The organism is Geobacillus sp. DSP4a (genome assembly GCF_013096875.1).
GTDB lineage: Bacteria > Bacillota > Bacilli > Bacillales > Anoxybacillaceae > Geobacillus > Geobacillus thermophilus.
This window is the reverse complement of record NZ_SDLD01000047.1, coordinates 1-22,366: the sequence shown is the minus strand read 5'-3', so window position 1 is coordinate 22,366 and position 22,366 is coordinate 1. Positions and strand designations below refer to the sequence as shown.

The window sequence follows — 22,366 nt, the reverse complement described above, 5'->3', positions numbered from 1 at the left end:
GGCTACGCATCGTCGCCTTGGTGAGCCGTTACCTCACCAACTAGCTAATGCGCCGCGGGCCCATCCGCAAGTGACAGCCCAAAGGCCGCCTTTCAACCGAAGACCATGCGGTCTTCGGTGTTATCCGCTATTAGCTCCGGTTTCCCGGAGTTATCCCGGTCTTGCGGGCAGGTTGCCCACGTGTTACTCACCCGTCCGCCGCTGACCAAACAAGAGCAAGCTCTCGTTCGGTCCGCTCGACTTGCATGTATTAGGCACGCCGCCAGCGTTCGTCCTGAGCCAGGATCAAACTCTCCAAAGAAAGTTGATTGGCTTTTGCTTCGGCCCATGCGGACCTCCGCTTTTTGTATTGTCCAGCTTCGGTCCGCCGCCGCTCGGGGTCAAATAACCTTCGCCTTCCGGGTGCAAGCACCCTTGCAGGCGAAGAACATTTGCCCGTCGCGGCGACCCGCGGACCTCCGCTTTTCGTCGCGCTTCGTTTCGTTCAGTTTTCAAGGAACAAGCAACTGCTTTTAGTCTTTGAGTCGTTTTTTTGACTTCTTGACAGAGGAATCTGGATTTTCCAAATTCACTCTCAAATGCTTTATTAATATATCATTTTTTGTGATGGATGTCAAGCCTTTCATTCAAACTCCCGAGAATACCATCACAAAAATCACAAGACTTTTCATAACAAACATTTTTCATAGTAACAATAAATGTTTTTGTTTGTCAAGATGCTATTTTTCTCTAAGCTCTAAGTCTTTTAGATCGCTCCGTATCTATTGAAGCGACGGTTAGTATAATACTACTAAATTATGCTCAAGTCAACTATTATAGCCGAGTTAATTTTATCCAAATCTTAAGCGGTGTTAGCGACAAGTATATGTTTTTTGAAGAAGCAAGTCTTCAGCTTCCTTATATATCAGTGGTCTAATCTGCCTTGCAGATAAGTTGGTTGTCCGTTCTTACATGAATCATTTCTTGCCATAGACATCACCGTCTGCGTATAATAGAAAGCAAAGACAACATAAAATAAAAACAGGGACATTGGCGGCCACCAATGCCCTGTCCATACACAGCCGCTGCAAGAAGCGCAGTGGCCCAAGCCTCGGGCATCGTAACCTACCCTCGCCTCGGCCTAGCAGGGTGGGTTACTTTTTGTCTTTGGATACGGCAATCACCGCGACGATGAGTGACGCAAACGCAATCATGAGCGTCAGCGCATCGGCGATCGTCATCATCAGCACCACCCCCTTTCGTTCAGGGAGTGGCCACTGCCCACCCTGCATTTGGCTGTGCATGTTTCATTATACCATCAAATCAATCAAATGCGAATATACATTCGCATCCTCGTTGAAAATTAGGAATGTTTCCCTATCCATGGAGGAAACGCCTCTTTTCTCGCTGCTTCCACAGCAGCTCCTATAACCGCTGAAACTCCGGCGTTTTCATCAGACATTCGAAAAACTGTTGTTTCGCTTGTCGATATTCTTTTCAACACAAACCCGTTCTGCCCCTTCTCCGTATGAAATTCATTTGTATAAAATCCGCGTTTTTCCGAATAATGACCATAGACAAATCTCGCTGTTCCAAGGAGGAAAAAAGGTGGAACAAGCAAGGCAAACCCGCATTCATGGGCTGTTGTTGCTGATCGTTGCTGCTGTATTCGTTTGGTCGGCCATTCACCCAGCTACGCAATGGGATATGGTATGCACATTGATTGGGACACTGATTGCCCTATGGCTGCTCTCGAGGTGGCACGACCGGCAGCTTGCGCGGTTGAATGAGCGCTAAATCAAGAAAACAGCGGTTCCCCCTTTCAAAAGGGAGCCGCTGTTTTTATTTCACCTTGTACAAGTAAATCGTCCACGCCGACTCATCGGACGTGAATACACGGTCCAACACGAGTCCATTTTCCGCCGCATTGTCAATCGGAACCGCCGAGAAAATATAGCGGCCGCCCATTTTTTTCAACTGTTCTGTATTCAGCTGCAAGTTCTTCAGCCGTTTTTTCGACTGTTTTGTAAACATATACCGTTTTCCAAGTTCTGCTGTAAAAATATAGCAGCGACCGCCCCATTCGTCAAAATATGTGCGGATCGTTTTGCTTTTTTCCAGTTCACGTTCAATGATTTTGCGGAACTCGTATTTGTATGACAGCGGATAAAAGTTGTTGTACGTATCGAGCGTATAAAACCCGTTGTATTGGGCGATGGCGGGGTGAATGCCGATGCTGACGACGCGGTAATCGGCTACGGGAAGCCCGATGTATTGCTTGATTTCTTGGAACTGTTTTTCCGCGTAAAATTGCTTCACCGTCGGCTCGTAGCGGAAGACGATTTCTTCGTTAATCAAAAACACCAAGATCACTTGGGCCGCTAGCAGCCGCTTCGCCCACCTTCTCCCGTTTTCGCTATATTGCCACATGATTTTCAACGCCAGCGCAAACTGCACATAAATGATCATCGGGCGCAAAAAATGAAAGCGGGCAAAGTTAAACGTGTCTAAAAAATGAAACCGCTCCGTAAGCGGCAGCCACCCTTTATAAAACCAAAAGGCATACCACGCCGACAGGGCGAAATTCAGTCCGAATAGGAAAAGGAATAGCCGTTCTTGCTTCCACCGTTTTTTCACGAAAACGAGATGCAACGCCACCAACCAGCTTGGCAAAATAAAAAACGTATGCTCGGTCATGACATGATGGTGCCCGAGGAGAAAGTTTTTCCACGTCAAGCGGACGCAATGCCAAAACGTCAGGCGGGCATGGAAGTACTCATCCCGGCTTGTCGGCTCGTCTTCCCATAAAAACGAGTAGACAAGCCGGTACTCGACAAGCAAATACAACAGCGTCATGTAAGCGATGGAAGTCAAAAAGCGGATGTTCCACCCCTTACCGCGCAGCACATCAGCGAGCCAGAGAACACCCATGGCGGCAAGAAAGAAAAAGAACCCGAGCACAAAATTGGAATAAAACGGGAGAAGCGTAAGCGCGGCGTAATGCTTCCACTTCCCCTCGCCTTTTCGGATGCTCAAAAACGCCCAAAGCGCAAGCGGCATGCCCATCGTGCTTAACATCCCCGACGGCCAAAACAGTGTCAGCGCAAATGCGAGCGCCACGCCGATGCGGACGGCCATCCAGCGTGGATCAGTTAAAAAATGCGTCTTTAACAGCAAATACATACCCAAAAACGCCACAACCCTTGTGATCGTTTGGCTGAGCGCATACGCAGTCATCGTCGGAAATAACGCGTGCAGCCAGACGATGCCGGTCAGCTCCGAGCCGAGGGCGTTTCTTGACAACTGGCCGTTAGCAATTTGCGGAATGTTCGCGTCAAGCGGCCCGGTGATTTTTCCACTTTCGGAGAGCACCTTATACCAAGCGATATTGGAATCCAAATTATCGTGGACGCGAATATGGGCGTTTTCGCCAAGGAGAAAGAGCGGGGACACGTAAAGGGCGATGACGCCAAGCGCCAAAAGGAAAAACCATCGTTCTCGTTGTTCGACCATCGGCATGACGCTCCTATTTCCAAGTTTCTATTGGATACGATGTGCAATGAGAAGAAAATTATTCCTATCGACGAAGGGGGTGGTGATTTTATGAAGGTGGCTGCATCCTTCTTAGTCTCTCTCTTTATTCGCATTTTTCACTCTTTCTCTACGTACACCCACTTATATAGATGCAACAAAGAAGTTTAACATATCCTTGACAGAAAAGTGGTTTGCCCATTTTCGACTGTCGAAGGCAAGCGTGTGGCTTGCCTCCGTCACGCCTTAGCGTGACGGAAGACCGAACAACGACTCGCTTCACAGACCCATTCTCATGGGTCTTTAAGCGGCGTTGTTCGGTCACTCGACAGTCGGATGCAATGACCGGCAAAGACGAAAAATGTTAAAGCTTTAAATTGCATCTATATAAAATATCTAGACAATGTGATGAAGAACTTTTCTATTACAGTAGAAATATACAAAAAACAGCGGCCTTCTCTTACAAAGCCGCTGTTGACGATCTTCTTTTCTTCTTCTACGCCCTTGATTTTTCCTTTAATCCAATCCTACGATGATCCTCCTCATTCATCCGGCTGAAAATCGCCGCGAGGATCGATCCAGATATGTTGTGCCACACGCTGAAAATGGCGCTTGGAACAGCCGCCAAGGGTGAGAAATTGGCTGTGGCGATCGCCACGCCCAATCCGGAGTTTTGCATTCCGACTTCCATTTTCCTGCAAAAGAACTGATTTTCTCTATGATCGCCATAAATGGAAACCTCCTTAACAAATGTGCCCGCCAACCGCTTGGATATCTTCTTCACGTTCGACCGCTACGTCAATGGCAAGACGCAGCCCTTCCACGATCGTTTCTAATGCCATGCTGGGCTGCCCGGGATGCCGGGCGGCTTGTTCCGGCAAATACGGAATATGGATAAATCCGCCGCGAATGGGCTTCTTCGATTGGGTGATGTAATGCATCAATCCATAAAACACATGGTTGCAGACGAACGTTCCCGCTGTATAAGAGACAGAGGCTGGTATGCCGTGACGCCTCAACGCCTCGACAATCGCTTTGACCGGCAAGGTTGACCAATAGCCGACAGGCCCGCCTGGAACAACAGGTTCGTCAATCGGCTGCTGGCCTTCGTTGTCGGGAATGCGGGCATCATTGATGTTCACCGCCACTCTTTCAACAGAAATATCCGCTCTCCCTCCTGCCTGTCCGACGCAAATTACCACATCGGGATCCACTTGCATGATTGCGTCATGCAAGATGACTAATGATTTGCCAAATACGGTTGGAATCTCCCGAACTTCAACGATATACCGATCAGTTTTCCATCCGGCTGCTTGCTTGACCGCCTCCAACGACGGATTCACCGTTTCTCCTCCAAACGGATCAAATCCGGTCACGAGCACTTTTTTCATCGCATCTCCATCCTTTTTGATGATGAAATTTATAAATCTATGAGTGTAATCACATACATTGCGGCGATGTTGAACGCCAACAGAATCAACGCTGTCGGCACTTGCACGCAAATCCGCCGCTCCTTCTGCCATAGGAGCGACGAGCGGACGAACCATTTGAGCATGGCCGCCGATGGAAGTAAGCCCAGCCGCGGCTGCCGCTTCCCGTATAATCAAATAGGCGGTTAAAATTCGTCCTGTTGTCGCCGCCTTGATTTTCGCCACGACACTCTCCGCCTGTTCCCGCAGCCCAAAGCGTTCCAAAAGGCCGATGACGGGTAATGTAGCAATAAACACCGCCATATACCGGTTGGTCGTAAACGCCGTTCCAAACTGTTCAATAATGTCATACAGCGATTGATGAGCGAGCAGTCCTGTCGCCAATCCAGCCGCTGTCACGACAAGAAGCGGATTAATGCGAACAATGAAGCCGATGATGACAATCAACACGCCAATGAGCACCATATTTCTCTTCTCCTCTCCAAACATCGTATTGACATTGTGGTTCATTCATCTCGCTTCCTTATTTCTTCACTAGCTTTTTCTTCCCCCTTTCTTTCGGTTGTTCCGTATTTCAGAACAATTATTCCAATTTCATCATTTTTATTATATAATTAAGAAAAATCGAAAATCAATCAATATTTGGGGGAATTTGTCCTCTCTCAACAATGCCGCCGCAGCAACTGAACCGAGCCCCTTTTTATTGCATCCCCTTTCCCTATTTTGTATCATGAATAATTAAGAGAAATTTAGCAGAAAAAGGAGTGCCTCCCCATGACCAAACAACTTCCTCCCGGCCAATTCGAAACGGAAAAATGGCCGATTTTGCATGAAGGCGATGTGTACGAATTCGATGAAGCGGCGTGGAATTTCCGATTGTTCGGCGATGTGAAAGAGGAAGTGACGCTGTCGTATCAGGAAGTGATGCGGCTGCCGAAGACGATTTCGACCGTGGATATGCACTGCGTGACGACGTGGTCGAAATTTGATACGACGTTTGAAGGCATCGCTTTCCGCGAGTTTTTGCGCTTCGTCGATCTCGATCCCGACGTGAAATATGTGAAAATTTACGGCTACTTAAACGGCGACCGGTTCGGCTATTCGGCAAACTTGCCGCTTGACGCGCTGATGGGCGACGATGCCTTGTTTGTTTATCGATGGAAAGACAAGCATCACGACTGGCAGGACATCTCGCCGAAGCACGGCTATCCGCTCCGGTTCATCCCGCCGGCGACATTTTATTTATGGAAAGGGGCGAAATGGGCGTCCGGCATCCGCTTTATGAAAGAAGATGAGCCGGGCTATTGGGAGGAGCGCGGCTATTCGATGACCGCCAATCCGTTTAAAGAAGAACGGTTTGCCGAGTGGGTGCCGCGGATTCGCTTTTGACAAACGCAAAAAAGCGAGGGAAAAACCCTCGCTTTTTGTTCCTCAAGCGGCTTGGCGAGATGCCGCCTGTTTGTCAAGCCAAGAACGAAGACGCCAAAAGAGAAGCTGAAATACGATGGCCGCCATCGCTCCTTTGACGGCGTTAAACGGCAAAATCGCCGATACCACCAACGCCTTCGCTTCCGGTGCGCTCATCTGCGGAGCGCCGAGGAAAAGCGTATACGCCGGCAAAAAGACGTAGTAGTTGAGCACGCTCATGACGAGCGCCATCGTCACTGTTCCCGCCGCCAGCCCCAGCAGCAAGCCTTTTTTCGATGCGGCTTTCCGATAAATATAGGAAACCGGCAAAAGGAACGCCACCCCGGCAGTGAAGTTGGCGATCTGGCCGACCGGAACGCCGGTCGCGCTGCCGACGAACACGTAGTTCAGCACGTTTTTCAATAGTTCGACCGCCACGCCGGCGAGCGGGCCGTACAACAAGGCGGCGATGAGCGCCGGGATGTCGCTGAAGTCGACAAGCAAAAAGTTCGGAAACGGCGGCAGCGGAAAGTTGAGCATCATCAGCACATGCGCCATGGCGCCCAACACTCCGATGCCGACAAAGGCGCGGATGGAAATGCGTTTCATGCTTGTTCTCCTCCCCTTCTCGTGATTCATCCTCACAAGAAGAAGGCTGCCGCTGCGAGCGCCAACAAAAACTCCCTTAAACCGAACAAGGCTTAAGGGAGAAAAAGGGTGTGCGCAACTAGACGTTCGCATGCGCCAAAACGAACGCCGGCAAACCTTCATCTTCTCCCATCCAGACTATACTGTCGGCTCCGGACTTGCACCGGATCCTGCCTTGCGGCTCGCGGGCTGAGAGGCGAAGCGCCTCATCACCGCCGGTCGGGAATTTCACCCTGCCCCGAAGATGAATCGTTTTTCATTTTTGATTATTCTGATGAGTTTAGTATACAATCCTGTTTTCGATTTGTCTATGTTTTTTTGCTCACAGCTTGATTATTCCCGCATCGGAAGCGAATCTCCCGGTTCGAGCACCGGTGGGGCGACTTGAACCAAATCGGCGTATTTCAATCCCGTCCCCGTGTTGAGCACGACGACCGTCTCCCCGTCGCGAATCCAGCCGCTCTCGCGCAATTTTCGGGCCGCCGCAAACGCCGCCGCTCCTTCCGGGCAAACGAACGCTCCTTCGAGCTCCGCCACCGTCCGCTGCTCGGCCAAAATCGCTTCATCGCCAACGGCAACCGCGCAGCCGTCTGTCTCATATACCGCCTCAAGCACCAGGAAGTCGCCGAGCGCTTTCGGCACATTGATGCCAAACGCCACTGTATGAGCGTTCGGCCAAAACTCGGATTCGCGTTTTTTCTCCTGCCACGCCTTCACAATCGGCGCGCAATGCTCGGCCTGCACAGCAACAAGCCGCGGCATGCGGCCGTCCACCCAGCCGAGCGCCTGCAATTCTTTGATCGCCTTGTAAATGCCGATCAACCCAACGCCGCCCCCGGTCGGATACAAAATGACATCCGGAAGCCGCCATGAGAATTGTTCGGCGATCTCAAGCCCCATCGTTTTCTTTCCTTCAATCCGGTACGGTTCTTTCAACGTCGACGCATCGTACCATCCGTATTCGCGGATCGCTTTCGCCACAATTTGGCCCGCATCGCTGATCAAACCGTTGACTAAATACAATTCCGCTCCTGCGATGGCGCATTCTTTGCGCGTCAATTCCGGCGCGTCAACCGGCATGACGACCGTCGCGCGGATGCCCGCCCGAGCCGCATACAGCGACCACGCCGCACCCGCGTTGCCGTTTGTCGGCATGACGAGCTGTTTGACCCCTAATTCTTTTGCTTTAGAAACGCCGACAGCCGCTCCGCGCGCTTTAAACGTTCCGGTCGGAATGACTCCTTCGTCTTTCATGTAGAGCGCTTCAATGCCGATTTTACGGCCGAGCCGCGGCATCGGCACGAGCGGCGTCATCCCTTCGCCGAGCGACACGATATGTTCAGGACGTTTCACCGGCAATAACTCATGATACCGCCATAAGCTCGGTTCCCGCTCTGTAAGCACATCCTGCTTCACTTCTTGGCGCATCGACTCCAAATCATACGCGACCAGAAGCGGCGACCCGCATTCGCAAAGTTGATGAATTTGGTCGACATCGTATGTACGTTCACATTTCGGACAATACAGATGAGACACGTAGCTGAATGACATGGTTTGGCTTCTCCTTTCTGTTCCGCTCATCTGCACAAGGCAGGAAGCAGCTGCGTTCTCATTTTGGACGAGGCCCTTGCTTTTTCATTATATCATAACGCTTCTCTTGGCCGCCTCGCCGGCCGCGGAAAACTCGTGCGCCGCATGGCGCTCCCTCTTTCCCTGTTGGAGATCGCATATGATAAAATAAACACGGAACCGCTCCGCTGCATTGGAGAAGCGATTCACGCATTCACCCAACACTCATACATAAAAAGGAGATGAACAAATGAAACAAGAATTGATCGAACGCTTCATCCGCTACGCCAAAGTGAATACCCAGTCCGATCCAGAAAGCAGCACATGCCCGTCGACTCAAGGGCAATGGGAGCTGGCGAGAATGCTCGTCGAAGAGCTGAAGTCGATCGGCATGGAAGACGTCACAGTCGACGAAAACGGCTACGTCATGGCGACGCTGCCGGCCAATACGGACAAAAACGTGCCCGTGATCGGCTTTTTGGCTCATATGGACACCGCTCCGGAGTTTACGGGAGCCAACGTCAACCCGCAAATCATCGAACAGTACGACGGCGGCGACATCGTGTTGAACAAAGAACAAGGCATCATCTTGTCGCCAAACGATTTCCCGGAGCTCGCCGGCTACAAAGGGCATACACTGATTACAACCGATGGGACGACGCTGCTTGGCGCCGATGATAAAGCCGGAATCGCCGAAATTATGACCGCGATGAACTATCTCATTCAACACCCGGAAATCAAGCACGGCAAAGTGCGCGTCGCCTTTACCCCGGATGAGGAAATCGGCCGCGGACCGCACAAATTTGACGTTGCCAAATTCGGCGCCCCATTTGCCTACACGGTCGACGGCGGGCCGCTTGGCGAATTGGAGTATGAAAGCTTTAACGCTGCCGAAGCGAAAATCACGATCAAAGGAAAAAACGTCCACCCAGGCACGGCAAAAGGAAAAATGATCAACTCAATCAAAATCGCCATGGAGTTCCAACAGCAACTGCCAGCCGATGAGGCGCCGGAACATACCGAAGGATACGAAGGGTTTTACCATTTGCTTTCATTCCAAGGGAGTGTAGAGGAGACGAAACTTCACTACATTATCCGCGACTTCGACCGTGAACAGTTCGAGGCTCGCAAAGCGAAAATGAACGAGATCGCCGCTTCGCTTGCACAAAAATATGGAAACGACCGAATCACGCTCGAAATCAACGACCAATATTACAACATGCGCGAAAAAATCGAGCCGGTGCGCCACATTGTGGACATCGCCCACGAAGCGATGACGAACTTGGGCATTGAACCGAAAGTGAAACCGATCCGCGGCGGCACGGACGGGTCGCAGCTCTCCTACATGGGGCTGCCGACGCCGAACATTTTCGCCGGCGGCGAAAACTTCCACGGCCGCTACGAATACATTTCCGCCGATACAATGGTGAAATCGGCCGAAGTGATCGTCGAGATCATCAAGCTGTTCGAGCAAAAAGCATCTTGATCTACGGAAAACCTTTCTTGAACGATCTTTTTTCGATCGTCCAAGCACAAGCGGCTGCAAGCCCGCCCGTTAGGAGTAAAGAAAAGGTGTCCCGAGTCTTTTGGGGACACCTTTTTCATTAGATAAGCGACCGTTCGCCCTTCCATCCTTTTTCCTCGGTCAACACCTGTTACGGAAGACGGTTGATCCGCCCCTCAATTCGTGCCGAGAACGGCTGCTCAAGACCGCGAATATACGAGACAAGGGCATCCAAATCGACCGGGCCGACCTCGCGGTGTTGCCCTTGCGTCAACACTGTGAACCCATCACCGCCGTCGGCGAGGAAGCTGTTGACCGTTACTGTATATTCAGCGTCTGGATGAAGCGGGGTGCCATCTGGAAGCTGAATGTCAACAACCTTGTCCCCAGCTGGTCTGCTAGCGCTCCATGTATAGCGGAGGCCGGAAATTTGCAGCATGCGCGTTTGCCCTTGCTGCCATTGTTGGTTCAAAAGCTGGCGGATTTGCGCGCCGGTGAGCGTCATTTTCACAAGCTGGTTGTTGAACGGCTGAACGTTGTACAGCTCGCCCCACGTTACTTCGCCTTGTTCAATATCAGCGCGAATGCCGCCCGGGTTCATAAAGGCGAAATCGGTTTTCATCGCCGCCCGCTGGGCATCGGCGATCAAATCGCCCAAGGCGGACTCGCCGCTTTCATTTTGTTCATCGGTGATCATTTCAGCTGCCGTGCCGACGACTTGATTGACAAGCGGCGCCACTTTCGCTTCATATTTTTCAATGAGCGTCCGAATTTCCGGGTCCGGAGTGATGCCGTCATGATAGGTCGTCACGATCTCTGCTTTTTTGGCGACGACGTCTTTCGTGCGCGGGTCGATTTTTAAATCGACATCCGAAAACGCCGTGCCGTACGAATACGACTGAACGAGCAGCTTGCCGTCCACAACCGCATTTAAATAGGCATGGTTATGACCGGCGAAAATCACATCGACTTCATCATCGATATTTTTGGCGATATCGACAATTTCCCCGCTGGCGTTTGTCCCATCCGGATTGGATACGCCGGGGTTATGGGCGAGAACGACGATCGTTTGCACCCCTTTTTTCTTCAGTTCCCGGACCGCTTTGTTAATCGCTGTTGCCTCATCGATGAACTTGACTCCCGCGACGCCGCTTGGCGTCACAATCGTTGGTGTTTCCGTGAGCGTGACGCCGATCAATCCGATCGGTATGCCGTTGACCCGCTTAATCACATATGGCGGGAGAATCGGCTTTCCCGTTTGCGCATCAACAACGTTGGCGCTCACGTACGGAAAATCCGCTCCGGCAAAGTCACCGGTCGCCGGGTGGTAGCCGCCATGGATCAGGCGGAGCATTTCCGCTACTCCTTCATCAAACTCATGGTTGCCAAGGGTGCCGACGTCAAAGCCGAGCTTATTGAGCACTTCGATCGTCGGTTCATCTTGCAGCAGCGCTGATACCGGGGGGCTGGCGCCAACCGCATCGCCGGCATGGACGAGCAGCGTGTTTTTGTTTTCCGCCTCCCGCTGTTTCAAATAGGCAGCCAAATAATCAGCCCGTCCGACTTCCCGCCCGCCGACTTTTCTTGTCACATTGAGTTGGCCGTGGAAATCGTTAATGCCTAACAGCTGCACCTCAATATAACGGTGCGAGGAAGCAGGCGGCTTCCCCATGCTTTTCCCGTTCCCTGCCGCCCCGACTGGAGTGGCGGCCAGCACCACTGCAGCGGCCAATGCGGATAGCACCCGTCTTCCCCATCGTTTGGAATTCTTCATTCCCGGTTCCCCTTTCTCTCGCCTTCTCGTTCACTCCCATTATATCCTTGCGAGTCCATACAATCATAGAGCAGAAAGGATGATTTTTCTGTAAATATTTTGTAAATTCACAACTGACTGTTGAGAACAACAGAAACAAAAAGACCGCTCGATAGAGTCAAACGCATCTCTTCGGACAGCCTTTCCTTTTTAGCTCGATGGACAGCCTGTCGTGGGCGAGTGTTCCCAAAAATCTCCCGCCTCGAAGCACAAACGCAGATGCAAGAGCGTTCAACCAACCGCGTTTTTCTTGTTTAACGGAGCAACGCGAATGCCGGTCGTCTCCTCAAAATCGTACAACCCGCTCGGGAGGTCGGCAAACCGCTCGAGTTCATTGTAAGCCGGAATGCCGTGGTACGCCATATCGAGTCCTTCTTCTTCCTCACGCTCTGTCGCCCAGAGCCCGACCGTGCTGTCGCACATATTCGCGATGAGCGCACCGCTGACGAAGCCCCAAACGATGACCGTCAACGCGCCAAGCAGTTGGGTGATGAACAACGACGCATGACCGGTCGTCAACAATCCTTGCGTCGAGTCGAACAAGCCGTCGCGTGTCAAGTATGAGGACAACGTTTTTTGTGCGCTGCCTATCAGATATAACGCGAAGAAAAGCGGGACGGCAAGGCGTCTATCCAAACGGCTGATCGCCGTTATTCGTTCGAACACAAAAAAAGGTGTTCCGCCAACGATCGGAACACCTTTTTCATCGTTTTGCCATTCCGTGCTATGCCACGCGAAACACATGAACGCCACGTTCTTTTCTTTGGTTAGATCGTCTCCTTCCCGCGCACGCCGTTGATCGAATAGCTCGCTGTAATGGCGGCATTTAACGAATGGGAAACGGAACAATATTTTTCTTTTGACAACCGAATGGCGCGGACGACCTTGTCTTCCGGCAAATCGCCTTCGAGCGCATAATGAATATGAATGTCGGTAAACCGCTTCGGGTGGTCATCGGCGCGCGTTCCTTCGACTTCCATCGAAAACGCGCGGACATCAAGCCGCATTTTCCGCAAGATCAAAACGATGTCAATGCCGGTGCAGCCGGCTAAGGCGTGAAGCAACAGCTCCATCGGCCGAGCGCCGGAATCGTTGCCGCCGACGTCTTTCGCGGCGTCGATCGGAATCACCACACCGGAAGCGCTTTGGCCGCTGAATGACATGTTTCCGTTCCATACAACCGTCGTTTTCATCATGGTCGCTCCTTTCTCATCGGTCCGGGGTCGGACGGACGTTCCGACAGCCCGTTTCTTCTTTTCAGTTTAGCGGCTATGTCCTTGAAATGCAAAATTCCTGTCTACCGTTTTCGCTCATGCATGTTAAAATAGAAACATGCACAAACTTGTTGAGTAAAGGGTGTTTGATTCGATGACCGCACTCATTTTGCTTCTTGCTTATCTTCTCGGCTCGATTCCGTTTGGCCTTCTTGTCGGGAAAATCGGCTACGGGATCGACATCCGCGAACATGGAAGCGGCAATCTCGGAGGAACGAACACGTTCCGCGTGCTTGGGGCGAAAGCGGGCACGATCGTCATTGTCGGGGATATGTTGAAAGGAACGCTGGCGGCGAGCTTGCCGATGTTTTTTTCCGTCCCCGTGCATCCGCTTTTGGCCGGAGCGGTGGCAGTCGTCGGCCATATGTATCCGGTGTTCGCCAAGTTCCGCGGCGGCAAGGCGGTGGCGACATCGGGCGGGGTGATGCTGTTTTATTCGCCGTTGTTCTTTTTGTCGCTCATCGCCGTGTTTCTTGTCGTCTTGGCTGTTTCACGCTACGTCTCGCTGTCATCGATGGCCGCGGCGCTGTACGCGGTCGTGTACACCGTCTTTTTCACGGACGACATTCCATTGACGGTGGCAGTGTTGTTGCTGGCTTCGTTTATCTTTTATCGTCATCGCGCCAACATCAAGCGCATCTTGAACAAAACGGAGCCAAAAGTGAAATGGCCAGGCAAAGCCTCATGACAACGGACGGAGAAAGGAGATTTGCTGCGTTGAGATTGCCGGAAGCATTTGTCGCGAAAATGAAGAAGCTGCTTGATGAAGAAGCAGACGAGTTTTTCGCTGTGTATGAAAACGAAAAAATCAACGGCTTGCGCGTCAATCCGTTGAAAACCGACCCGGGCGCATGGGCAAAAACGGCGCCCTTTTCCCTTTCCCCGGTGCCGTTTTGCCCGACCGGGTTTTATTATAAGCCGGACGAACAGCCGGGAAAGCATCCGTACCATGCGGCCGGCCTGTATTACATTCAAGAACCGAGCGCGATGGCGGTCGCCGAAGCGCTGCGTCCCGTCCCTGGGGAGAGGGTGCTTGACTTGTGCGCCGCCCCTGGCGGGAAAACGACCCAGCTTGGCGCGATGATGGAAAACAAAGGGCTGCTTGTCGCCAACGAAATCCACCCGAAACGGGTCAAAGCGCTCGCAGAGAACGTCGAACGGTTCGGCTTGACGAACACCGTCGTCGTCAATGAAGCTCCCGAAACGCTTGCCGAGCGGTTTCCCGGCTTTTTTGACAAAATTTTAGTGGACGCTCCGTGCTCGGGGGAGGGCATGTTCCGGAAAGAAGAAGAGGCCGCCTCGTTTTGGAGTCCGGCCTATGTGGAAGAATGCGCGGCAAGGCAGCGGCGCATTTTAGAAAGCGCCTATGCGATGCTGAAAGAAGGCGGCATTCTTGTCTATTCAACATGCACGTTCTCTCCGGAGGAAAACGAGCAAACGATGGAATGGCTGCTCGAGACGTACGATGATTTGCGGTTGCTGCCGATTGCGAAAATCGGCGGCATCGAGCCGGGACGGCCGGAATGGACGAAAACCAATCGATCCGATCTCGTCCACGCCGCCCGCCTTTGGCCGCATCGCCTCAAAGGGGAAGGACATTTTGTCGCCAAGCTGCAAAAACAGCGGCCGACTCCACCTTGGAGCGGGCGGTGGGCGAAAGCGAACGCGCCAAAAGCGGCCGTCCGATTGTACCGCCAATTTGAACAGCAATCGTTGCAAACCGTGCAGCACGGAACAATCCTCTCGTTTGGCAGCCATTTGGCCATGCTCCCGGACCGATGCCCGGATTTGTCCGGCTTGAAAGTGGTGCGCGCTGGCCTTCATCTTGGCGAGGCCAAAAAGGAGCGGTTTGAGCCGAACCATGCCCTCGCCTTGGCGCTGCGAGCGGACGAAGCGAAGCACGTGCTCGACTTATCAAGCGACAGCCGGGAATGCCTTCAGTATTGGCGCGGCGAAACGCTGTCCACCGGCGGCGACCGCGGCTGGCTGCTTGTGACGGTCGACGGGTTTCCATTCGGCTGGGGAAAAGAAGTCAAAGGGACGGTGAAAAACTTTTATCCGAAAGGGCTGCGCCTGATCTAACGGCGGGGCCGCACGAGGCTGGAACGGCCAAAAAAAGGTGTCTCATTGCCTTTGAGACACCCTTTTTCTTCCAAATAGACGCCGACAAGATTCACGATGTTGCACGGAAACGTTGACGTCAACGTTTTTACCGCGGACGGTTTGTCGGGATCGTTAAGGTAAATACGATTTCATCGGCCGCCAAATCGATTTTTTTCGCCGCTACTTGATACCCGTTGCCAAAACGAATCTCATGGAGCGCCACATAAATGCGGGCCCGTCCCGGATCGATGATGACTTCATCCGGCAGCGGCGCATGCTTTTGCAAGTAGCGAAGCACGTACGTCACCGGCAGCTTCCAGTCGCCGAGCGAAATGACCGGTTCGACAAGTTCGACGTTCCCGCCTTTCACGACTTTCGGCACAAACGAGACGACGAGCTCGACGTTGCGCCCAAAGATCGGAATTTCACTCGAGACGTAAACGCGGTCGGCGAGCCAAACGTCATAGCGAAGCGGATGGTCTTTCGTTTTTTCCGCCAAATAATCGTTAATGACAGCGTTCAAGTGCGCTTTTTTGGAGTACACCGTAAACGAAGCCCCTTCCACATCCGGGCGCTCCAGCCGTTTCACCGGCGGAGACGGCTGCAGCAGCCAAACAGCGGCAAGAATGAGCACAACAGCATTCACAGCCGCCAAAATGAAAAACGATCGTTTCCAATTCATTCCAACATACTCCTTATGCTGCTTCATTTCGTTTCCATCAGTTCGCCCACCACTCTTTTCGCGCATCGAGCGACTCATACACCCGCACTGCCATTTGCGCATATCCCTCGGCGTTCGGGTGAAATTCATCGCGGTGAAGCAAATCATCGCGGTTGGCAAACATGTCTTGAATATCCACAAAGATCGTGCGCGGATAGCGGGAAACCACTGCTTGGCTTGTGCGGTTCCATTCGGCGATGACATCATCGATTTCCGGGATGTTCGGCAACGTGGCGGAAAACGGATTGTACAAGCCGATCAGGACAACGACCGCATCCGGGTTGATCGTGCGCAACAACATCAACAAATGATCGAGCCGCTCGGCAAATCGTTGGCTCTCGTTCGCAAACCGCTCGTACGATAAGTCAAAAAAATGAGCGCGGACGACATTCATCACGTCATTGCCGCCGATCGTGATCATGACGATATGAGCCCGCTCAAGCTCCGCCTGATGGGCGCGAATAACCGGTTCAAGTTCGGTGATGCGCCGGCCGCGCTTTCCGGCATTCGTGACGGTCACCGTCCGCACCCCATCCTCCGCCGCCAAAAGCGGGACAAGGCGGCCGACATAGCCGCCTTTCCTTTCACCGTCTCCGACTCCTTCGGTCAATGAATCGCCTAACGCGACGAGGTGAATGTCTTTCGGCAACGGCTTCGCTTCCGGCTGGCTGACGGCGGTTTCATGCGGGCGGTCCGGCTTCCCGCCGGCCGGGAGCACCGTGCACCCGGCAAGCAACACCCCCACCATGATGAGCCATCCCCATCGCATCATGTGTGACACCTGCCTTTTGCCGCAACAAGGGGAAAGAAAAGAAGGCAAAAAGGCGGTAGCCGTTTTTGCCTCATTGCGACGACTGCAAAATTTCAATATGCTCTAAAATCGTATCGTACGGCACATCTTGCACACCGCTGTACGTCTGAACCACTTTTCCGTCCGGCCCGACTAAATAAAAGCTCGTACCATGGATGACTTGGTCATCGCCAGCCGGCTTTTGCACCATCGTTTTAAAGCTTTTTTGCGCCAGCTCGCTGATCTCGGTTGGGCGGTACCCGGTCAGGAAATGCCAGTTTGCTAGGTCATTTGTAAATTGTTTCGCATAAGCCGCCAGTTTTTCCGGCGTGTCAACTTCCGGGTCGACACTGAACGAAACAAATTCAACATCGAGCCCCTTTTCTTCCGCCTTCTCTTTCAGTTTGGCCATGTGGGCGGTCATCGGCGGACACACCGTTTCGCAATTGGTAAAAATAAAATCGGCGACCCACACTTTTCCTTTCAGATCGCGAAGTCCAAACGGCTTGCCGGTCTGATCGACAAACGTAAAGTCAGCGACCGGCCAGTTTTTGGCGTCCGGAATTGTTTTTCCGCACGCGGCAAGCAAACAAACGGCTGCCATCATCATGATTCGTTTCCACATCCACTGCTCGTCCCTTTCATCCTGTATCGCTTTGTTTCAAACTGCGCCCGACCCCTTGTGCTCCCCTTCTTCCGTATAATACATCAGCGCAAGCGCGCCGGGTCCGGTATGAATCGAAATAACCGGCGTCGTTTCAACAATGTCAACCGGCACAGAACCGATCGCCTCAGCGACTGCTTCTCTCAGCCGCTCCGCCCAGCGCCCGGCATCGGCATGGGCAATGGCGACCGCGCGCACCGGCGCTTCCGCCTTCTCCTCAACCAACCGGCCCGCTAAATCGGCGATGGCTTGCGAAAAGCTGCGCACGTTCGACACCGGTGTATACAGCCCGTCAACAAGCGCAGCGATCGGCTTGATGCGCAGCAACGAGCCGACGAGCGCTTTGCCGCGGCCGATGCGGCCGCCTTTCGCTAAATGATCGAGCGTATCGAGCACCACATACAGCCGCGTACGACGGCGCACGTCGTCTAAGCGCCGGATGATCTCGTCAACGCTTCGACCCGCCTTCGCCAAGCGGGCGGCTTCAAGCACTTGGAATCCAAGCGCATACGAAATGAATTGGGAATCGACGACCGTCACGTTCGCTTTGGTCAGGGCCGCCGCATGCTCAGCCGAACGAACCGTGCCGCTCAGCTCGCCGGCCATATGGATCGATATGATCTCGCTTCCGTCCGCCCCGAGCCGGTCATAGACAGCTAGAAACTCACCGACCGACGGTTGCGAGCTTTTCGGCAGTTCACGCGCTGCCTTCATCTTCGCCATAAACTGCCCTGGTGTGATCGTCACCCGGTCGATAAACGCCTCCCCATCCACTGTCAAATGAAGCGGAACGACTTCAACGCCGTGCTCGACAAGCACCGCCGCCGGCACATCGACCGTTGAGTCGGTTACAATTTTGATTGATTTCATTCGTTCACTCCTAATACTGATGATCTCGTTTCCATTATATAATGAAACCGGCGAAAATCCCACCAAAAAAAAGTTGTTTTGCCGCCAAGGGCAAAACAACAACAGTCATGCATTATGCTTTAACACCGTTTCTTTAAAGATCTGTTCATATACAGGCCATTTCAGCACTTTCTTCAAATGTTCGCGGAACGAATACACAGAACGGCTCGTTCTCGATCGGTACACCTTTGCAATAAACGCCTCCAAGCGCAGTTGGATCATGAATCGGTATGTGTTCTCTTCCTCCAATACTGGGATTTCGATAATCTTGACCTTCTGCCCATACGCGTTTTGAAACTCGAGGCTTTTGAATAGCAAAATATCAATCCTCTTTTTCACCGATTTACTTTTATTATACACCAATCCGGTGAAAAAGTATGTCGGAATGCGGCGAATTTGTTCCGACTTTTTTCGTCAAATCAATAGATGGAACAAGTTCGGGTCTTTGTTGACCTCTTGGAACGGGAAACCTTTTTTCTTCATCCGCTCGATGAGCGGTGCGTAGTCTTCGCGCCGTTTCAGCTCGATGCCCACAAGCGCCGGTCCGCTTTCTTTGTTGTTTTTCTTCGTGTATTCAAACCGGGTGATGTCATCCGTCGGCCCAAGCACTTCATCCAAAAACTCGCGCAGCGCCCCGGCCCGCTGCGGGAAGTTGACGATGAAATAGTGCTGCAGCCCTTCGTAAATCATCGAGCGCTCTTTGATTTCCTGCATCCGGTCGATGTCGTTGTTGCCGCCGCTCACCACGCAAACGACCGTCTTGCCTCGGATTTGTTCCTTGTAAAACTCGAGCGCGGCGATCGGCAGCGCCCCAGCCGGCTCGGCGACGATGGCGTTTTCGTTGTACAGCTCCAAAATCGTCGTGCACACTTTCCCTTCTGGAACGACGACGATGTCATCAAGCACCCCGCGGCATAAGGCGAACGTTTTTTCCCCGACCGTTTTGACGGCGGCGCCGTCCACGAACTTGTCAATCTCCTCAAGCGTGACGACACGTCCATGCTCGAGCGCCGTTTTCATCGATGGGGCGCCGGCCGGTTCGACGCCAATCACTTTAGTGGACGGGGAAATGCTTTTCACATACGTCCCCAGCCCAGCCATCAATCCACCGCCCCCGATGCTGGCAAACAAAAAGTCAATCGGCTCATCGCAGTCGTTGAGCACCTCGACGCCAATCGTCCCCTGTCCGGCGATGACGTATTCGTCATCAAACGGATGGATGAACGTCCGCCCTTCCGCCTCGGCGCACTTCACCGCTTCGTTGTAGGAATCGTCAAACGTGTCGCCGACAAGCACGATCTCAACCATGTCTTTGCCAAACAGCTGCACTTGCGACACTTTTTGCCGCGGCGTCGTCGCCGGCATATAAATTTTCCCATGCACGCCAAGCGCTCGGCATGAATAGGCCACCCCTTGGGCATGGTTGCCGGCGCTGGCGCATACCACCCCGTTTCTCCGCTCCTCATCCGTTAAATGCTTCATCCTGTTGTACGCCCCGCGCAGCTTAAACGAACGCACGACTTGCAAATCCTCGCGCTTTAAGTAGACATTGCATTCGTAGCGCTCGGATAACAGCGGATTTTTTTGCAGCGGCGTATGGAACACAACATCCTTCAACGTATGATACGCGATCAAAATGTCCTCGACGTATACTGCCCCTTGCTTCCGTTTCAGCTGTTGTTCCATGTTCTCGTTCCCTTTCTTTTCTAAGTTGTCTTTGATTTGTAGATTATATCACAAATTCGTAAAAAGAAAAGGGAATTTTCGAAAAGTTTTTGAGTGAAGAGAGGCTGGCTCGCGATCATCGCGATAATCCCGCTTTACCGGACGCTTCCGCGGTCCTAGCTTGACGTCATCGGATGAGCTTCTAGAAACCTCTTCCACTCGGCCAATACAGGCACAGCGAACGGCTCGTTCATGCGCAAGCGGACCGAAAAAACGACCGGCGCTATGTCCGGTCGTCCTCTTTTTTAAACTCTTCTTCCTCGGCAAATTCCGTTGCCCATCTTCCTTCATCATACCAGCGGTGCTCTTCTTCCCTCCTTGCCTCTTCGAGAACATGGCTTTCCATATACAAGTGGAAAAACGCTTCAACCGCCCCGATCGCCAAGGCGCTGAAAAATGCGCCGTATGCCATGTTGACGGACGGGGCAATGAGGGCAAAGCTGGACGGCCAAATCAACAAAAAGGAAAGCGGCACGTCAAGTGCGGCAGCAACAAAATGGCCGACGCGCGGCAAGATGAACACATCGCCGATGACGTAAGACACGAGCGCCGTGATGACCGTCATGAGCGAAATCAACGAAAGCGGGGCGTTGAAGATCGTAAACATGGAAAATAAGACGACGCTCCAAGCGGCGAGCTTGACGATAAAAGGAACGATATGCTTCATTTGTCTTCCTCCATTTCCATTGTTGGGTCTTACTTGTTATCGTTCCTTGTTCGCCCCGCTTCTATGCAAAAAGACGCGCCCAGCCAAAAGCTAAGCGCGCCCTGTTTTTCGCTCATAAATGAGAAAGGCGTGATCGTATCGGTTTTTTTCATCGATCGTTCCTTGCGTATATGAAACGATCTCCCACTCTTGCTCGGAAATCGGCGGATAAAACGTATCGCCAGGGAACGAGGCGAAAATTTTCGTCACATACAGTCGGTCGGCAAGCGGCATCGTCGCCTGAAACAGTTCCGCTCCTCCGATGATAAACACCTCTTCATCGTTGCGGCCGGCGGCCCACTGTTTCACCTCGTCGAGCGAGTGAAGCACAAGGCAGCCTTCCGGGCGAAACGAACGGTTGCGCGTGACGACGATGTTTTCCCGGCCGGGAAGCGGCCGGCCGATCGCCTCAAACGTTTTTCGCCCCATCACGATGGCATGCCCCATCGTCACCCGTTTGAAATACGCCAAATCAGCCGGCAAATGCCAAGGCAAACCGTTGTCTTTGCCGATCACCCGGTTTTCATCCATCGCCACAATGTGCGACATCATCGCGCTCTCCCCTTCACACCGCCACCGGCGCTTTAATCGCCGGATGCGGATCGTAGCCGACGATTTCAAAGTCGTCGTATTCATAGTCAAAGATAGATGGCGGCTTCCGTTTGATCACGAGCTTCGGCAGCGGGCGCGGCTCGCGCGTCAGCTGCAGTTTCGCTTGTTCCAGATGATTTTTGTACAAATGGACGTCGCCGCCGGTGAAAATGAGTTCGCCGACATCGAGGTCGCACTGCTGGGCGATCATATGCGTCAACAACGCGTAGCTCGCGATGTTAAACGGCAACCCTAAAAACGTATCAACGGAGCGCTGCTGCCACATGCATGACAACCGGCCGTTGGCGACGTAAAACTGGAAGGCGTAATGGCACGGCGGCAGCTTCATCTCGTCCAATTCCGCTACATTCCAAGCGCTCACCAGCAGCCGGCGTGAATGCGGATTTCGTTTGATCTCTTCGACAACCCATGCGATCTGGTCGATGGTTTTCCCGTCTGCTCCCTTCCACGAGCGCCATTGCGCGCCGTAAATCGGGCCGAGATCGCCGTTTTCGTCCGCCCACTCGTCCCAAATCGTCACGCCATTCTCCTGCAAATAGCGGACGTTCGTATCGCCTTTTAAAAACCAAAGCAGTTCATAAATGATGGAGCGGATATGCAATTTTTTCGTTGTCACGAGCGGAAATCCATCTTGTAAGTTGAAGCGGAGCTGGCGGCCGAACACCGACAGCGTGCCGACGCCCGTTCGGTCTTCTTTTTCGACACCGTTTTCCAAAATATCCTCCAAAAGCTGCAAATATTGCCGCAATGTTCTCACCTCATGCTCTATCATACCATAAAGCAACGCATGGTGAACCACTTGTCCGTGAACTACCCCCACTTAATTTTCTAGCGAAAATTTGAAGTGGGGGCTTCCAAAGAAGTTTGACTGCTTCAAGCAATCCTTATTCTTTGAGGCGTGTCCACTTCGCCGCTAGAGCATAAGACACTCAGGTCTACAGCTTTACTTTTCTTTAAGATGTTTAATGCGCCATTGACATC

22 protein-coding genes, 1 rRNA gene, 2 pseudogenes and 1 riboswitch are annotated in these 22,366 nt (G+C 52.5%); of the genes and pseudogenes, 5 read left to right on the top strand and 20 right to left on the bottom strand.

Annotated features, from left to right (window positions below; translation table 11 throughout):
* Positions 1 to 301, bottom strand: a 16S ribosomal RNA gene (locus tag ETC02_RS14185); the annotation flags it as partial.
* An 832-nt stretch (positions 302 to 1,133) separates the two neighbouring features.
* On the bottom strand, positions 1,134 to 1,223 hold the full coding sequence (locus ETC02_RS17805) for a putative holin-like toxin (RefSeq protein WP_231578663.1): 90 nt from the start codon (positions 1,221 to 1,223) through the stop codon (positions 1,134 to 1,136).
* A gap of 364 nt (positions 1,224 to 1,587) precedes the next feature.
* Between ETC02_RS17805 and ETC02_RS17800 the strand changes: the two genes are divergently transcribed.
* Positions 1,588 to 1,776: a hypothetical protein gene (locus tag ETC02_RS17800; protein ID WP_050367268.1), complete on the top strand. Its 189-nt coding sequence runs from the start codon at positions 1,588 to 1,590 to the stop codon at positions 1,774 to 1,776.
* A 45-nt stretch (positions 1,777 to 1,821) separates the two neighbouring features.
* Here the strand turns inward: ETC02_RS17800 and ETC02_RS14175 are convergent, their stop codons facing one another.
* The 4 genes and pseudogenes from ETC02_RS14175 to ETC02_RS14165 form a co-directional block, all read right to left on the bottom strand.
* A complete protein-coding gene (locus ETC02_RS14175) occupies positions 1,822 to 3,492 on the bottom strand; it encodes a DUF6044 family protein (RefSeq protein ID WP_063211614.1) in 1,671 nt (556 codons plus the stop codon).
* A gap of 514 nt (positions 3,493 to 4,006) precedes the next feature.
* Positions 4,007 to 4,201, bottom strand: a pseudogene (locus ETC02_RS17795) (transporter, sodium/bile acid symporter family protein); the annotation flags it as partial.
* A 52-nt stretch (positions 4,202 to 4,253) separates the two neighbouring features.
* Positions 4,254 to 4,901 carry a pyroglutamyl-peptidase I gene (gene pcp / locus ETC02_RS14170; protein ID WP_050368671.1) on the bottom strand — a complete coding sequence of 216 codons (648 nt, stop codon included), beginning with the start codon at positions 4,899 to 4,901 and terminating at the stop codon, positions 4,254 to 4,256.
* Between the two features lie 72 nt (positions 4,902 to 4,973).
* Positions 4,974 to 5,405, bottom strand: a pseudogene (locus tag ETC02_RS14165) (5-oxoproline transporter, DUF969 family subunit); the annotation flags it as partial.
* 309 nt (positions 5,406 to 5,714) lie between these two features.
* On the opposite strand from ETC02_RS14165, the gene ETC02_RS14160 reads away from it, so the two are divergent.
* On the top strand, positions 5,715 to 6,329 hold the full coding sequence (locus ETC02_RS14160) for a sulfite oxidase-like oxidoreductase (protein WP_050367270.1): 615 nt from the start codon (positions 5,715 to 5,717) through the stop codon (positions 6,327 to 6,329).
* Between the two features lie 42 nt (positions 6,330 to 6,371).
* On the opposite strand, the gene ETC02_RS14155 is transcribed toward ETC02_RS14160, so the two are convergent.
* Positions 6,372 to 6,956, bottom strand: a complete 585-nt coding sequence (locus ETC02_RS14155) for an ECF transporter S component (protein WP_050367271.1) — start codon at positions 6,954 to 6,956, stop codon at positions 6,372 to 6,374.
* A 156-nt stretch (positions 6,957 to 7,112) separates the two neighbouring features.
* A riboswitch (FMN riboswitch) is annotated at positions 7,113 to 7,245 on the bottom strand.
* 83 nt (positions 7,246 to 7,328) lie between these two features.
* Positions 7,329 to 8,546 carry a threonine synthase gene (locus ETC02_RS14150; protein ID WP_050367272.1) on the bottom strand — a complete coding sequence of 406 codons (1,218 nt, stop codon included), beginning with the start codon at positions 8,544 to 8,546 and terminating at the stop codon, positions 7,329 to 7,331.
* A 268-nt stretch (positions 8,547 to 8,814) separates the two neighbouring features.
* Here ETC02_RS14150 and pepT point away from each other — a divergent pair, with 268 nt between their 5' ends.
* The gene (gene pepT, locus ETC02_RS14145) at positions 8,815 to 10,050 is read left to right on the top strand and encodes a peptidase T (protein WP_050367273.1); all 1,236 of its coding nucleotides are present in this window, start codon (positions 8,815 to 8,817) and stop codon (positions 10,048 to 10,050) included.
* 169 nt (positions 10,051 to 10,219) lie between these two features.
* On the opposite strand, the gene ETC02_RS14140 is transcribed toward pepT, so the two are convergent.
* The 3 genes from ETC02_RS14140 to ETC02_RS14130 form a co-directional block, all read right to left on the bottom strand.
* Positions 10,220 to 11,842 (bottom strand): bifunctional metallophosphatase/5'-nucleotidase, encoded by a 1,623-nt coding sequence (locus ETC02_RS14140; protein WP_050367274.1) that lies wholly within the window; start codon positions 11,840 to 11,842, stop codon positions 10,220 to 10,222.
* A gap of 270 nt (positions 11,843 to 12,112) precedes the next feature.
* Positions 12,113 to 12,625 (bottom strand): ammonium transporter, encoded by a 513-nt coding sequence (locus ETC02_RS18425; protein WP_050367275.1) that lies wholly within the window; start codon positions 12,623 to 12,625, stop codon positions 12,113 to 12,115.
* A gap of 23 nt (positions 12,626 to 12,648) precedes the next feature.
* Positions 12,649 to 13,074 (bottom strand): OsmC family protein, encoded by a 426-nt coding sequence (locus ETC02_RS14130; RefSeq protein ID WP_050367276.1) that lies wholly within the window; start codon positions 13,072 to 13,074, stop codon positions 12,649 to 12,651.
* Between the two features lie 175 nt (positions 13,075 to 13,249).
* Here ETC02_RS14130 and plsY point away from each other — a divergent pair, with 175 nt between their 5' ends.
* Together plsY and ETC02_RS14120 are read left to right on the top strand one after the other, a co-directional pair.
* Positions 13,250 to 13,843: a glycerol-3-phosphate 1-O-acyltransferase PlsY gene (gene plsY / locus ETC02_RS14125; protein WP_033014090.1), complete on the top strand. Its 594-nt coding sequence runs from the start codon at positions 13,250 to 13,252 to the stop codon at positions 13,841 to 13,843.
* Positions 13,844 to 13,872: 29 nt separating this feature from the next.
* Positions 13,873 to 15,237: an RsmF rRNA methyltransferase first C-terminal domain-containing protein gene (locus ETC02_RS14120; RefSeq protein ID WP_050367277.1), complete on the top strand. Its 1,365-nt coding sequence runs from the start codon at positions 13,873 to 13,875 to the stop codon at positions 15,235 to 15,237.
* Positions 15,238 to 15,364: 127 nt separating this feature from the next.
* Here ETC02_RS14120 and ETC02_RS14115 read toward each other — a convergent pair whose 3' ends face one another.
* From ETC02_RS14115 to thyA, 9 genes are all read right to left on the bottom strand, one after another.
* Entirely contained in the window at positions 15,365 to 15,940 is a 576-nt protein-coding gene (locus ETC02_RS14115) for a YpmS family protein (RefSeq protein ID WP_050367278.1), read from the bottom strand.
* Between the two features lie 37 nt (positions 15,941 to 15,977).
* The gene (locus tag ETC02_RS14110; RefSeq protein ID WP_033009999.1) at positions 15,978 to 16,751 is read right to left on the bottom strand and encodes an SGNH/GDSL hydrolase family protein; all 774 of its coding nucleotides are present in this window, start codon (positions 16,749 to 16,751) and stop codon (positions 15,978 to 15,980) included.
* 70 nt (positions 16,752 to 16,821) lie between these two features.
* Positions 16,822 to 17,394, bottom strand: a complete 573-nt coding sequence (locus ETC02_RS14105) for an SCO family protein (protein ID WP_050367279.1) — start codon at positions 17,392 to 17,394, stop codon at positions 16,822 to 16,824.
* 36 nt (positions 17,395 to 17,430) lie between these two features.
* A complete protein-coding gene (locus tag ETC02_RS14100; RefSeq protein ID WP_063211612.1) occupies positions 17,431 to 18,303 on the bottom strand; it encodes a DegV family protein in 873 nt (290 codons plus the stop codon).
* Between the two features lie 105 nt (positions 18,304 to 18,408).
* Positions 18,409 to 18,660: a YpmP family protein gene (locus tag ETC02_RS14095; protein WP_044742854.1), complete on the bottom strand. Its 252-nt coding sequence runs from the start codon at positions 18,658 to 18,660 to the stop codon at positions 18,409 to 18,411.
* A 96-nt stretch (positions 18,661 to 18,756) separates the two neighbouring features.
* Entirely contained in the window at positions 18,757 to 20,028 is a 1,272-nt protein-coding gene (ilvA, locus tag ETC02_RS14090) for a threonine ammonia-lyase IlvA (RefSeq protein WP_050367280.1), read from the bottom strand.
* Positions 20,029 to 20,290: 262 nt separating this feature from the next.
* Complete coding sequence (locus tag ETC02_RS14085) at positions 20,291 to 20,734, bottom strand: YndM family protein (RefSeq protein ID WP_063211610.1); 444 nt, start codon at positions 20,732 to 20,734, stop codon at positions 20,291 to 20,293.
* Between the two features lie 90 nt (positions 20,735 to 20,824).
* The gene (locus ETC02_RS14080) at positions 20,825 to 21,325 is read right to left on the bottom strand and encodes a dihydrofolate reductase (protein ID WP_033010007.1); all 501 of its coding nucleotides are present in this window, start codon (positions 21,323 to 21,325) and stop codon (positions 20,825 to 20,827) included.
* 13 nt (positions 21,326 to 21,338) lie between these two features.
* Complete coding sequence (thyA, locus tag ETC02_RS14075) at positions 21,339 to 22,133, bottom strand: thymidylate synthase (protein ID WP_033014075.1); 795 nt, start codon at positions 22,131 to 22,133, stop codon at positions 21,339 to 21,341.
* Positions 22,134 to 22,366 lie beyond the last annotated feature (233 nt).